This is a genomic window from Pseudoalteromonas sp. P1-9 (assembly GCF_001399975.1).
Lineage (GTDB): Bacteria > Pseudomonadota > Gammaproteobacteria > Enterobacterales > Alteromonadaceae > Pseudoalteromonas.
Genome location: NZ_LKBD01000004.1, coordinates 170641 through 184674, shown reverse-complemented (window position 1 = coordinate 184674; position 14034 = coordinate 170641). Strand labels below are relative to the sequence as shown.

The window sequence follows — 14034 nt, the reverse complement described above, 5'->3', positions numbered from 1 at the left end:
AGGTGAAATATGACAAAAGAGATGAATGCCCTAACACTTAGTATGCCGCAAAACGCAGGTAGCATTGAAAGCTATCTACAAGCTGTAAGCACTATTCCTATGCTAAGTGCGGATGAGGAAAAGGCATTGGCAGAGAAGCTACAGGACAGTGGCGACCTTAATGCAGCACGTGCGTTAATCATGTCACACCTTAGATTTGTAGCGCATATCGCGAAAAGTTACTCGGGTTATGGTTTACCGCAGGCAGATCTTATCCAAGAAGGTAACGTTGGCCTAATGAAGGCTGTAAAACGTTTTGACCCAACTGTAGGTGTACGCTTAGTATCGTTTGCTGTTCACTGGATTAAAGCAGAAATTCATGAATATGTGCTGAAAAACTGGCGCATCGTAAAAGTAGCAACGACTAAAGCGCAGCGTAAGTTGTTCTTTAACCTTCGTAAAAACAAAAAGCGTTTAGGCTGGTTTAATCACGAAGAAGTACAAACGGTTGCTAACGAATTAGGTGTATCTGAAAAAGACGTACGTGAAATGGAATCACGTATGAGCAGTCAAGATATGGGCTTTGACCTAAATGCTGACGAAGACGACGGCGCAACACAGTCGCAGTTTTCACCTGTTCAGTACTTAACAGATCAATCGTCAGACCTTGCAGAAACAGTTGAAGAGGAGCAGTGGCAAGATAACTCTAACCAACGTTTATTCTCAGCGTTAAATACGTTAGATGACCGCTCACAAGATATTATTCGTGCACGCTGGTTAGCTGAAGAGAAAGAAACGCTGCAAGACCTAGCTGCTAAATACCAAGTATCAGCAGAACGTGTTCGCCAGTTAGAAAAATCAGCTATGAAAAAGCTACAAAACTTAATGGCGTAATTGCTAATTACAGCCAAAGAGAGAAAAGCCGCATCAGCGGCTTTTTTTGTGGCGGGGGGTTAACTGGTAATGAGCTTTTGGTGTCTTATACAAAGCAGCACTCATCCCTGGTTTTTATCTCGCATCATCCATGATGCGCTCTTGTTCATTTTTGTTACACGACAAAAACGAACCAAAAAACGTGCCCCAAAATCAAACAGTTCTTCGTCTATCTCTTAAATGTGAACATAAACGCCATGAATCGGCATCCATGCCTTAGCATGGCTTACTCGACTTGCTACGCTTCCTGTCTCGTATTATTCATTTAAGTGATAGTTTCAGGTTTGATTAAAGGGGTGACGAAAGACCGACAAAAATATATGGAATATTTTTGAACAGCGGAGCTGGCCCGAAGGGTGAAAGGCAGGAAGCCTAGAATCATCTATGCTTCGCAGCTTTAGGAAGTGAGGTCATGGATGACCGATAGAACCAAGCTTCATGGATGAATTATTAATTCAGGTCCATAAAATGCTTAGTCGCACTAAGGCAGATCAGAGCGAAAAGCAGTTCTTCGCTCTAGCTCGTTAATGGACAGGAATGAGTTAGCTAAAGGGATTAGAAGATCACAGTGTAGTCATTATCAAAATATGAATTAGACAGATAATAGTCTATAAAGATTGAATAATTCGTTTACTAAATGGAGATAGATTATTAAAAAAATCTTTTTTAATAATTTGTCTTAATTTATTCTCGGTTCCAACTATTTCTTTCAATTTACTTATCTCACTTGAAATCTTAACGATATCTTCTTGTGGTATTCCAAGATCACTTAAAATTCGTTCATAGCCATCCGTTGAATCAAAATAATTTTCTATCATATGAACACTTTGAATAAACGCTCTATTTTTTAATTTATCAAACAAGTTTTTACTATTGAATAGCTCATATATACCGACGATTTTCATCATCTTAAATTTGATAAATTCATCAATTTGAAAAAGCGTATCAATAAATTTATTAATATCAGCAACGCTGGGGTTATATTTATTAACAAATTTATCAATTACTGGTTTCAATAGCCCATCGTTAATCATTAAAGAATAAACAGCATCAAAAATATGACTGTCTTGGGATTTAAATGAATAGTTTTTAATTTCTAAACCGCTTACAAATGACGCATCTTTTCTAAGTAGTTTAAATTTAATATCGCTAATAACATTCCATTCTTTTTCATAGGTTGTTATTTCGTCATATATATTTATAAATTCAATCAATAGACTTATTTCAATTTCAGAATCTATAACTTCGGTTAGATCTATACCAAATTTATCGACTAAAGATTCTTTTAATTTTTGAATTGTTTTTTCTGGTACTCCATCACTGGAAGACTTATCCAAGTATAAGATTTCATCTTCAGGACTATTTGTAATTACTTCATCGGTTTCATATAGTATTTTTAAATCAATCCATTGATCGGGCTTATACAGGTCTAGGACTTTCTCATCATAAATATAAATTTTCCCTATTTGAGGCGATTTAGGGTTTAGCCGACCAACCCTTCCTATTAGGTTATTCAGTTCAAATGTTCCACGGGGTGGATCATATATGATTAATTTATTAGTTGGAGTATTTATGCCCTCCATCAATGTACTTGTGCAAAGTATTGTATGTATACAACCATCGGGCTTTGAATATTCATTTTCTATATACTTTCTCAGAAATAAAGGTGTTCTTCCATGATGGATACCTATTCCTTTTTTTAAATAAATAGAATAATACCATTCAGGATGAATGTTCTCGGATATCCAATCAATAATATCGTCATCAAAGTTATCAAAATGGTCTTCATCATTTATTAAGTCAGTTTTATTTATAAAAGACGTGATACTCTTTGGAGATTTAAAGTAAACAAATTTTTTTTCATTAGAAAATTTAAAATTAACGGTCGATTTATTAAGCTCAATTTCGTTATAAACAAGGTTTAAATTTGTAATGAATTTAACAATCTTAATATCGCTTTTATAGAAATCTACATTTTTGATGAAAGGGCCGAGTAACAATATCTTTCGTGATTTTTTTATTAAGTACTTGTAGATAGAGTTCATCTTAATAATTCTACTATTCGTCTCCTGTCGGTTAGCTTCATATTTAAGCTTGTAGATTTCATCGTATACAAGTAAATCAATGTTTGTCGAGCTGATATATTCCTTGAATTTCTTACTGCTAATTCTTTCAGGGACCACAATCATAATTTTTTTCGTCACATCATTATATTGATCAAGCTCTGCATCAGATGTAATTAATATGTAGTTCTCGTTGAAAAAGTTAAAACACTTCTTCCGCAATTCATTCATCAATGAAATAGTAGGAACAACAAAGATTATATTATCTAATAAGTGTTTATTTCTTGCGATAAACTCTAGTGCAATAAAAGTTTTACCAAAGCTTGTAGGGGCACTTAGAAACAAATTATTGTCATTTAGTATATTTAAACATTCAATTTGTTCATTCGTCAGAATAATTTTTTCATCTAATAAGGACTGTTTAATAGCATTGCTAAATCTGGAAAAGAAAGTACTATTCTGAGAGTAAATTGATAAGTCAGTAAAACTTAATTCTGCTTCTGATATAATTTGTCCACTATATATTTTCTTTAGAAAATGACTTCTTAAATCATTCATATTTGGATCAAATTTATTAAGCATTTAACTTCTCCCAAACACTATCACTTTTTATTTTAAAGAGGTTAAGATAGTCATTTTTATTGATTATAGGTAAAACAAATAAAACTATATTAAATTTAACTTTTAAATCATTTAGTTTTGTATTTTCTTTAACAACGTTCAGGATGTCGTTATATTCTGTGTAGTTATCGCAAATTAGAAACAAAACCAAATTCTCTGTAACATTCTCATCTATTTCAATTACTTCGTTTAAGTTGTCGGTCTTTATATTCCGAAATAACTCTATTCTATGGTTTAATTCTTCTTGAGTTACTTCATTATGTTCGCTTAGTGAATCAACGGCTTTATTAATAGCCGTGTTTAAATTGCTATAAAACTTAGCCTCTAAGTAATAAATTTCTTTTTTATCTTTTAAATAAATAGTTCCATCATTGCCATATACAGGCATTTTAGGTGAAGTTTTAAAAACGAGTTTAGGGTAAATATATTTTTCGGAAGAGTGTTCAGACAAAAATTGACTAAGCATCGTATGCATTAGAAACTCGCCTATATCGCCGTGTAAAGTTGTATGTGAAGTATTGACTCCATTTTTAGATATAAAGCCTATACTTTTTAATGCATCTAAATATTTTTTTTGTATTAGAGCATCAGTACATTTGAGGTCTGGTGAATAAGTACTCGCAATTTTAAGCACATTTTTTTTATTGAAAATTTTTTCATTAATTTCGTTAAATAGAATCTCTTTACAATCTAGTAATTCATCCCACGTAAAAAATTTCATTTTAATTTTATTTAAATCGCTATCTTTTTTGTTGTTTTCGAAATCTGTTTCACTTCCTTCAATAGTGAAAGTTCGATAAAACGATTCACTATCGTATGTATTTGCCCCATTGAGCCCTAATTCATCACAAATTAAGTTTTTGGTATTTTGTGACACTTTTGAATACTTGAATTCATTTGTTTTATCATCAAAATGAATATTAGAGACACTGTAAATAGTAGTTTGTGTATTTAAATCAAAGTAACTAACAACAAAATACAAATGATTCTGTGACCTATGAAATCGGTCGTAAAAATCAGATACATTTTTAATTGTCTCTTTATGCGTGAAGGTGTAAGTCCCTTCCTGAGAGAACAAACGAGATACTTTAGACAAAGTTGTAAAATGCATTAATACTTTCATTAATTCCCTTTTGTTCAATTTCCTATTTATTGCGCTTTATAATTAACAACCTCAGCTGAATGCTTTGATATCATTCCTGCTGAAAATCATATAGAAGAAAGTACATTTTGTTTACACGATTTTGAAGATACCTTGCGTATACCATTCGAAAACTGGCTATCGTTAATCCAATGATAACTATGTTAAAACTATCAGAAAAGCAAATAATTTCAACGTTCTGTAGTAGAATAACTTAACACATAAGCTTGAGTTGTATTAAACAAACCTAATTGATTTTCATAACGCTTTTATAGGTGGCAAGCTTTGCAAAGAGATTATTTGCAGAAGTAATATTCGTGCTGGCATTATGAATGCACTACCCAGACTCGATAGAGAGTAAGACCTCTCATCTTGCTCTAAGCAGACCTTAGAGTATTTTTCTTAACTCGTTTTGGGGCAGAAACGAGTTATGACTAAAGATCCGCTTTCTGGCACTAACCTGCTATTGAGGCAGGTGTTAAGGTTTACTCCCTTACCCATTAATCAAACCTGAAAATACAATTTAAATGAATAATGCGAGACAGGGAGCGAAGCGGTCGAGCAAGTCATGCTGAGGCATGGATGCCGATTCATGGCGTTTATGTTCATATTTAAATTGTGTTTGAAGAATCAGTTTGATTTTTGGGGCACGTTTTTTACGAAATACATCCGTGTATTTCGCCCTACGGGCCAGCTTCACTGTTCAAATTTATTCCCGATAAATTAGTGGTTCGTTTTTGTCGTGTAACAAAAATGAACAAGAGGGCAGTTGCGCAATGTATAGTTTTGTAAGTTTAAAGTTGATAGTACGACAAACCGGCTTTAATTTTATTTTTAAGCTGAGATTAAGTTTTTAAGTTTAAAAGTTCGTTTTCAAAATACACCTAAAAGCGCGTTTTCAGAATAGACAAAACTCAAATTTTAACCATAAAAAAAGCCGCATTTACGGCTTTTTGAATATTTAGCGTCGGCTACAAAGGAAACCTTAAATTGTATCTTCCGGTTCGCCTAGTGCAGTAATAAGCGCTTCTAGCATTTGCTTAATTTCATCGCTAGAAAGCATAAAGTCAGCATCTAGCTTTACTGCCATATCTTCTTTTGGAATATCGGCGTTTTCTTCTTTTAACAGCTCTGCGTAGTTTACACGTTTAATTGAGCCATCTTCTTGCAGCACAAAGCGAATGCGCTCCATCCAATCTAGTGCTAGCTTTGTAACCACTTTACCGTTATCTAAGTGATTCTTTACTTCGTCAGAGGCAAGATCGTGCTGTTTAAGTACGACCTTCGCGCCGTTTTCTTCTGGTTCAACAAGCTCTGCATCAAGACCAATGGTAAACTGCTCTGGGGCTTCATCTTTCGCCAACCAATTTGTTAAAAATAAGCCCAAATCATAGTTTACGAAAGCAGGCACTACAGGCAATGAACCAAGTGATTTACGCAGTAGTGCTAGTAATTCTTCTGCTTTATTGAAACTTGCACTGTTAACCACCATCCAGCCTTTTTCTAAGTCGATAAAGGCAAACTGTAAGCTCGATTTTTTAAACGCCTGAGGTAGTAAAGAATGCACTAAGTTTTCTTTTAACTCGTCTTTCTCTTTTTTCTTAACAGGGCGGTTTTCGCTGTTTTCGATTTGTTCTACTTTCTCTGCCAGAAGATCATTGATAACCGCTGGCGGTAGTACTTTTTCTTCACGTTTAGCGCAAAGCAGAATGCTTTTTTTACTAAAGTGCGACAGCATTTGGCCGTGTTTACCAAGTGCTTTGGTCCAGCCAAAGGTGCTTAAATCTTGGCTGCCACATGGACGAAATTTATCTTGCTCGAGTGCTTTTTCAAATTCGTCTTGGTTGTAATCAACTTCTTGTTTGAAGCGATAGCAAATTAGGTTACTAAACCACATGAAAGGATCCTTGAAATTGTATTGGCAAAACCAATTTCGTTATAAATTTTGCTAAGCGTATCAGGGTTACAAACAATAAAAAAGCGCCTTTCAGCGCTTCTTTATCAATTGAGCAATTAATCCACCAATGGGTAGGAGTCTGGACTTGGCATATCCTTAGGGAAGGTGATTTTATAGCACAAGCCTTTGCCTGGTTCGCTGGTTGCTGTGATATCGCCAGCCAGCGTTTGTTTTACTAAGTTAAAGGTTATGTGCGTGCCAAGCCCGCTGCCGCCTTGCTCGCGACGTGTTGTGTAGAATGGGTCAAATAGATTTTCTAGTTGCTCAGCTTCAACACCACGGCCGTTATCTTTAAAGGTAATGGCTACTTCGCCATCTTGCTCTTGAATATTAATATCAATGGTACCTGCATTTATGCCTTCAAAACCATGAATTAGTGAATTCATAATCAGGTTAGTGAAAATTTGGCTAATTGCGCCAGCGGGCAAGTTGAGTAATAAGTCTTCCGGACAATGAATATTAATTTTATGCATTGTCTTTTTAAGTTTCGGATGAAGCGAGCGAATAATCTCGTTGAGGTATTCTTTTAAGTTAATTTGACGCACTGCTTCACTGGCTTGGTCTACCGCAATTTGCTTAAAACTAGCAACAAGCTCAGATGCGCGCTCTAGGTTAGTTGTTAATAGGGCGGTACTTTGTTTTGCGTCGGCTATAAACTCTTCAAGGGCTTTTGGTGAGAGGGTTTTTTCTGCGTATGCCGCTTCTACTTGTGCCAAGCGCTCTTGTAAAAATGATGTAGCGGTAACGCCAATGCCAACGGGTGTATTAATGTCGTGGGTGATACCAGCGACTAAGCCACCAAGAGCAGCCATTTTTTCAGAGCCAACTAAGCGCTCCTGCGCCATGTTTAACTCATCTACATATTTAGTAAGCTCGTCCTGCTTAACAAGTAATTCGCCTTCAGTGGTTTTACGACGATCGACTTCTTCTGTAAGTACCAACTTTTGTTTTTCAAGTTCGTATTTCTGTTGCTGTAAATCCATCATTGCTTGGCTTAGGTTTGATGTTTTACGTGCAACTTCTTGTTCTAAAAGTAGGTTTTGTTGGTCGAGTTTTTCGTTTGTTTTTACAAGCTGGCGCTGTGTTGATTCGAGTTGGTCTTTATAACTTACCACTTTATCAATGAGCTTGTTAAACGAGTGCTCCATAATTTTTAATTCATTATGCTCTGTGGTTTCAATACTAACGCGTGCACCTTCAAGGTTATCGAGCTCTAATTCTTCAATTTGCTGAGTTAAGTCTGTTAATGGCTCGGTAAGCAGGCGTCTAAATGCCATTAAGAATAAAATAATTAAGAAGGTGGTTTTGATTAAGGCATTACCTACTAAAAAGTACAGCGAAACCATAATACGGCTAAATACAACTTCGCGGCTTGAAAATAGCGTTACGTCACCTACTTGTGTGGCGCGACCTGAAAATTCAAATACTAATGGGAAGGTGTAACCAAAAAGGCCTGAGCTAGTATGTTGAACAAGCACTGCTTCTTGTACGAGTTGCGACTCGTAACGCTCAACAATATCAATTGATTGACCTATTTGTGAAATAATTTCACCGTTATCATCGCGAACAATTACCCCTTCGATAGAGGGGATTGCAAGTAAACCTTCAGCAATAGTGCGGGTTTGCTGCGTATTTAGCTCCCAAATGGCTCGGGTTAAGCTGCCGGAAAAGGTTTTTTGTAAGGTGGAAAGCTCGTTTTGAATGTGATCTTTTGAATTGTGGTATTCAGCGATTACTTGCCCGCAAGTTACGATAAACGTAAGTACAAAATATACTGAGAGTACGCTGGTTAACAAGCGTTTAGAAAGACTTTTGCTTAACATTGAATTAACCAGAACCTCATTATTGTAATTTTATCATGTTCGCCATTAAAGTTAGCTAATTTTGACCTAAAAATAAATACGAAAGTGGTTAAATAAATCGAATAAATAAAAGCTTAGTTCATTTTAACCAGCTCTACTGACATTTTTGTGAAATAATTTGATCTAATCGCAGCATTACGTAACTAGCACGCATAAATCTTGCAATTACCGCGTTTACTCATATTATGGCTATATTATTACGGTTTTTATTGGTTTTATTTTGTCTAGTACATTTCCCGTACTTGTGTGTGATGACTCGTTAATTGCGCGAAAGCAAGTTGCGCGTTATTTCAAAAATCACAATGACTTTGTTGTTAGCCAAGCCCAGAACGGGCAAGAGGCACTCGACTTATTGCGCCAGCAAGAGTTTGGTTTGTTGTGCCTAGATTTGACTATGCCAGTAATGGACGGTCTTGGTGTGTTAGCTAATTTAAAAGCCGAAAAAATTCACTTACATACCATTATTATTTCTGCCGATATTCAGCCTGAAATGAAACAGCGAGTTGCTGAATTTGGCGTACTAGGATTTATTGAAAAACCATTTAAAGATGAAGTGTTTTCTTCACTTTTGCATAAATTTGGCATTCGTTGATTTATTATAGTGCTAAATGGAATAAATTATCTTTTTTATAGTTGACATATCTTTGACGATTCGGCAGTCTAAAGGCCATGAAACAAATTAATTTAGTACACACCACCATTATTACAACCATTATCCTAACTGGATAGTGGCATAGGTCTGTACGCAAAATTTAAAGGCCTGTGCTCACTACGAGCACAGGCCTTTTTCGTTTTTGGAATGGGGAAAAATAATGAAAGTATTAAAATTCGGAGGCTCGTCTCTTGCTGACTTTGCCTGTTTAAAGCAGGTGGCCGAGCTTGCCAAAGGTCAACTTGAAGATCAGATGTTGTTAGTATTGTCTGCACCTGGCGGTATGACTGACAGTCTTGTTGAGTTATCTGAACTTGCTGCGAAAGGGCAAGATTATTCAGCGGCATGGCAAGCACTCGTTACACGTAGTGAAGGCCTAAAAGCGCAGGTGTCGGAGATTGCAGTTGTAACTAATTGGCCTAATTTTGATGAGCTAAAACAAAAACTCGATGGGGTTGCATTAATCGGGCATTGCCCAGCACAAGTAAAAGCCTACGTTATAAGCTTTGGTGAGCGCGTTAGTGTATCGCTGATGCAAGCATTGTTAAATGAGTTATCGCCTGTTTACCTTGAAGCCACTAAATGCATTGCATCAAACAACAATTATTTAGATGCTGAAGTTGATTTAACACAATCAAAGCAGCAGTTTGCTAAGCAATTAGCAGCGCAGCCAAGCAAGGTTTATATTATGCCGGGCTTTACTGCTGCAAGCGAGCAAGGCGAGTTAACAACGCTTGGTCGTAATGGTTCTGATTACTCTGCAGCGATAGCTGCAGCCTGTGTTGATGCGAAAATCTGCCAAATTTGGACAGATGTTGACGGTGTTTACAGTGCCGACCCGCGTTATATTAAATCCGCAATGAAAATTGATAGTTTAAGCTACAAAGAAGCAATGGAGCTTTCTTACTTTGGCGCTAAGGTACTTCACCCTAAAACAATTCTACCGTGCGCAAAATATGGCGTGCCGTGTGAGATTAAAAATACCCATGATCCTGATGTACCAGGCTCGCTTATCAGTGCGCAGTCAAGCTCTAATGGTGAGCCTGTAAAAGCACTTTCGAGTTTACAAGACCTTGCGATGATCACAGTATCTGGCCCAGGCATGAAAGGCAAAGTGGGCATGGCATCGCGTGTATTTAGCGCATTAGCCCAAGATGAAATCTCAATTGTGTTAATTACACAGTCATCGTGTGAATTCAGCATTAGCTTCTGTGTTTATCAAGCTGATTTAGCTAAAGCCACAAACGCACTTGAGCAAGCATTCGCGTTAGAAGGGCAAGCAGGCCTGATAGAACCATTCCAAATCGAACAAAATTTAGCAATTGTGACTTTAGTTGGCGACAACATGAAAGCCCATAAAGGCCTTGCCGCTAAGTTCTTTGCATCACTTGCGCAAGCACAAGTTAACATTGTTGCGATTGCGCAAGACTCGACAGAAAGCGCGATTTCAGCGGTAATTGATGGCCAGTCATGTAATGATGCAGTGAAAGTATGTCATGAAAACTTCTTTACGCATGTGCCTTCTATCGATGTATTTTTACTCGGCTGTGGTTTGGTTGGTAAAGAGCTGGTTAGCCAGCTACAACGCCAGCAAGAATGGCTGCAAAAACGTAATATCAAACTAAATCTGTATGGCGTTGCAAACTCGCGTCAAATGCTACTTGATAGTGACGGCGTAGATTTTGAAAACTGGCAAATGCAACTTGCTGATTCACAGCAGAGCTTTGATTTAAAAGCGGTTGAGCAATTTGTTAAAGAAAACCACTTAATTAACCCTGTGCTTGTTGATTGTTCATCATCACAGTTCTTAGCAGAACAGTATTTAGACTTTATTAATGCAGGCTTCCACGTGGTAGCGGCAAATAAAAAAGCCAACACGAGCTCGCAGGCATATTACCAATCTTTAGTTGCAGCAACACAAAAAACAGGCCGTAAATTTTTATATGAAACAAACGTAGGTGCTGGCTTACCTGTGCTTGATAACCTGCAGCTGCTGTTTGGTGCAGGTGATAAATTACTTAGCTTTAACGGTATTTTAAGTGGTTCACTGTCGTATATGTTTGGTGTAGTTGAAGATGGCTTAAGCTTAAGCGCAGCAACTAAACAAGCAAAAGAGAATGGTTTTACAGAGCCTGATCCCCGTGATGATTTATCAGGAATGGATGTAGCGCGTAAGTTACTTATTATTGCCCGTGAATCTGGATTACAGCTTGAGCTTGATGATATTGACGTTGAACCTGTGATATCACCAAAATTTGCTGAAGGTGCAAGTGTTGATGAGTTTATGGCACGACTACCTGAACTTGATGCTGAATTTACAGCGCGTGTTGAATCAGCAAAAGCTGATGGCAAAGTACTGCGTTATGTTGGTTCAATCGAAGATGGCAAATGTAAAGTAGGTATTCAAGCAGTAAGCAAAGAAGATGCGCTTAACAGTGTTCGTGATGGTGAAAATGCACTGGCAATTTTAAGCCAATATTATCAACCAAAACCATTTGTCATTCGTGGTTATGGCGCTGGCGCAGAAGTTACTGCGGCAGGCGTATTTGCCGATATTTTAAAAACACTGCCGTAGGAGAGGGGGATGATTGAAGTTTATGCACCCGCATCCAGTGGCAACTTTGCAGTTGGTTTTGACTTGCTTGGCGCAGCACTTGCGCCAGTAAGTGGCGCGCTACTTGGCGATATTGTTGCAATTGGCGCAAGTGATTCAGGCCAAGACGAATTTGTATGTAGTGGAAAATACGCTGAAAAACTGGCAGGTCCAAAAGAAGATAATCTTGCTTATCAGTGTTTAGTGCATTTCCGTGAGCATGTTTCAAGCGATATGCCAGCATGTAAACTGGAATTAAAGAAAAACCTACCGGTTGGCTCGGGCTTAGGTTCAAGTGCGTGCTCTGTGGTTGCTGCATTTGCGGCACTTGATAAGTTTGCTAATACTAACCTTTCACAAAAACAGTTGTTGGCATTAATGGCTGATTTTGAAGAAAAAGTCAGTGGCGGTCGCCATTACGACAACATTGCACCTTGTTATTTAGGTGGTTTGCAATTGTGCGGTGATTTAGTGCCAAATAATTCACTGGCGTTACCAACAGATGAAAATTGGCAATTAGTCGTTGCCTACCCAGGCTTCGCACTTAATACCGCAAAAGCACGTGCTGTTTTGCCAAAAGAGGTCAGCATGCACACTAGCATTAATTATGGCCAGCGTTTAAGCGCGTTTACTGCGTTATGTTTTAGTGGGCAATTTGATAGCGCAATAGCTCTTATGAAAGATGAACTTGCTGAGCCATATCGCCAATCACTGATTACAGGCTTTAGCGAAGCCAAAGCGGCATTACCAGAATTAGGTGCAGAAGTGGTTGCCATTTCTGGCGCAGGTCCAACGCTTTTGGCTTTAACAAAAAGTGAAACGCAAGCACAAGCGATAGACGCTTGGTTAAAAGAAAATTATTTGAATGAAAACGGTTTTAGCCACATTTGTAAAATAGATAACCGTGGCACACGTGTACTAGAAAAAGGAGAAAGTGATGTTATTGCATAATCTAAAAGACGCCGAGCAGAAGGTATCGTTTGTAGAGGCGGTAAAAGTAGGGTTAGGCAATAATCAAGGTGTCTTTTTCCCAAATAGTCTCGCGCCGTTAAGCAATGTTGATGAGTTACTTGAGCTTGATTTTGTCGCGCGTAGTAGCAAAATATTATCGCATTTAATTGGTGATGAACTACCAGAAAGTACCGTACAGAAAATGGTACAAAATGCCTTTAACTTTCCAGCTGAACTAGTAAAAGTTGAAGATAATGTTTACTGCCTTGAGCTATTTCATGGTCCAACGCTTGCGTTTAAAGACTTTGGCGGTCGTTTTATGGCAGAGTGCTTGTCGGTATTTAATGAAGGTAACAAAACCACGATTTTAACCGCAACAAGTGGTGACACTGGTGCTGCTGTGGCACATGCGTTTTATGGCAAAAAAGACATTGATGTGGTAATTTTATACCCGAAAGGTAAAATCTCATTAGCCCAGCAAAAACTGTTCACAACGCTGGGCAATAACATTCATTGCTACGCGGTAGATGGCAGCTTTGATGATTGCCAAGCGATGGTTAAGCAAGCGTTTTTAGATGATGAAGTAAAACAGCGCTTAGGCTTAAATTCAGCAAACTCAATTAATATCAGCCGTTTACTTGCACAGGTATGTTACTACTTTGAAGCTGTGGCGAAATTACCTAAAACAGAGCGCGCAAAAGCACATATCTCGGTGCCAAGCGGTAACTTTGGTAATGTGTGTGCTGCGATGATTGCCGCAAGTTTAGGTTTACCAGTAGCTAAGCTTTCTGCAACGACAAACCAAAATGATACTGTGCCGCGCTATTTGGCATCAAAAGAATGGACGCCAAATGCAACGCTAGAATCGTTATCAAATGCGATGGACGTTAGTAAGCCAAATAACTGGCCGCGCGTGCAGTTTATGCTAGATAACAACTGGTTTAGTTACGATAATTTTTATTCGCACAGTGTTGATGAAGCAGAAACGAAAGCGGTAATGCATGATGTTTATGCTAAAGGTTACTTAGCTGAGCCGCATACGGCAATTGCTTACCAAGGCTTAAAACAAGATTTAGCTGCCGATGGTGTTGGTATCTTTTTATCAACCGCTCACCCAGCTAAATTTAAAGAGTCAGTTGAAGACATTCTTTCGATTGAATTAGATATGCCAAAACCACTTGCCGATGCATTAGCAAAAGACTGTTTAGCAGAAGACCTAGTTAATGACTATCAAGTGCTTCGTGAAAATATTTTGGCAAAACTTGCTTAATCCTTTTTAATC

General features: G+C 37.7%; 9 protein-coding genes. 5 read left to right on the top strand and 4 right to left on the bottom strand.

The genetic code is table 11. The features are described 5' to 3' along the window. Window positions 1-9 precede the first annotated feature (9 nt). Window positions 10-873: an RNA polymerase sigma factor RpoH gene (rpoH, locus tag AN214_RS04600; protein ID WP_010560833.1), complete on the top strand. Its 864-nt coding sequence runs from the start codon at window positions 10-12 to the stop codon at window positions 871-873. A 647-nt stretch (window positions 874-1520) separates the two neighbouring features. Here the strand turns inward: rpoH and AN214_RS04595 are convergent. From AN214_RS04595 to AN214_RS04580, 4 genes are all read right to left on the bottom strand, one after another. Continuing rightward, window positions 1521-3557, bottom strand: a complete 2037-nt coding sequence (locus AN214_RS04595; RefSeq protein WP_054978614.1) for a DEAD/DEAH box helicase — start codon at window positions 3555-3557, stop codon at window positions 1521-1523. Beyond that, the gene (locus tag AN214_RS04590) at window positions 3550-4719 is read right to left on the bottom strand and encodes a Hachiman antiphage defense system protein HamA (protein ID WP_054978613.1); all 1170 of its coding nucleotides are present in this window, start codon (window positions 4717-4719) and stop codon (window positions 3550-3552) included. Before AN214_RS04590 ends, AN214_RS04595 begins: the two co-directional genes overlap by 8 nt. Window positions 4720-5722: 1003 nt before the next feature. Next, window positions 5723-6634, bottom strand: a complete 912-nt coding sequence (rdgC, locus tag AN214_RS04585; RefSeq protein WP_010560814.1) for a recombination-associated protein RdgC — start codon at window positions 6632-6634, stop codon at window positions 5723-5725. A 116-nt stretch (window positions 6635-6750) separates the two neighbouring features. Further along, on the bottom strand, window positions 6751-8517 hold the full coding sequence (locus tag AN214_RS04580) for an ATP-binding protein (RefSeq protein WP_054978612.1): 1767 nt from the start codon (window positions 8515-8517) through the stop codon (window positions 6751-6753). 259 nt (window positions 8518-8776) lie between these two features. Here AN214_RS04580 and AN214_RS04575 point away from each other — a divergent pair, with 259 nt between their 5' ends. From AN214_RS04575 to thrC, 4 genes are all read left to right on the top strand, one after another. Continuing rightward, the gene (locus AN214_RS04575; RefSeq protein WP_054978611.1) at window positions 8777-9148 is read left to right on the top strand and encodes a response regulator; all 372 of its coding nucleotides are present in this window, start codon (window positions 8777-8779) and stop codon (window positions 9146-9148) included. Window positions 9149-9368: 220 nt separating this feature from the next. Further along, entirely contained in the window at window positions 9369-11783 is a 2415-nt protein-coding gene (gene thrA, locus AN214_RS04570) for a bifunctional aspartate kinase/homoserine dehydrogenase I (protein WP_054978610.1), read from the top strand. A gap of 9 nt (window positions 11784-11792) precedes the next feature. Then, entirely contained in the window at window positions 11793-12752 is a 960-nt protein-coding gene (gene thrB, locus AN214_RS04565) for a homoserine kinase (RefSeq protein ID WP_054978609.1), read from the top strand. After that, window positions 12739-14022: a threonine synthase gene (gene thrC, locus AN214_RS04560; protein WP_054978608.1), complete on the top strand. Its 1284-nt coding sequence runs from the start codon at window positions 12739-12741 to the stop codon at window positions 14020-14022. Before thrB ends, thrC begins: the two co-directional genes overlap by 14 nt. Window positions 14023-14034: the final 12 nt, after the last annotated feature.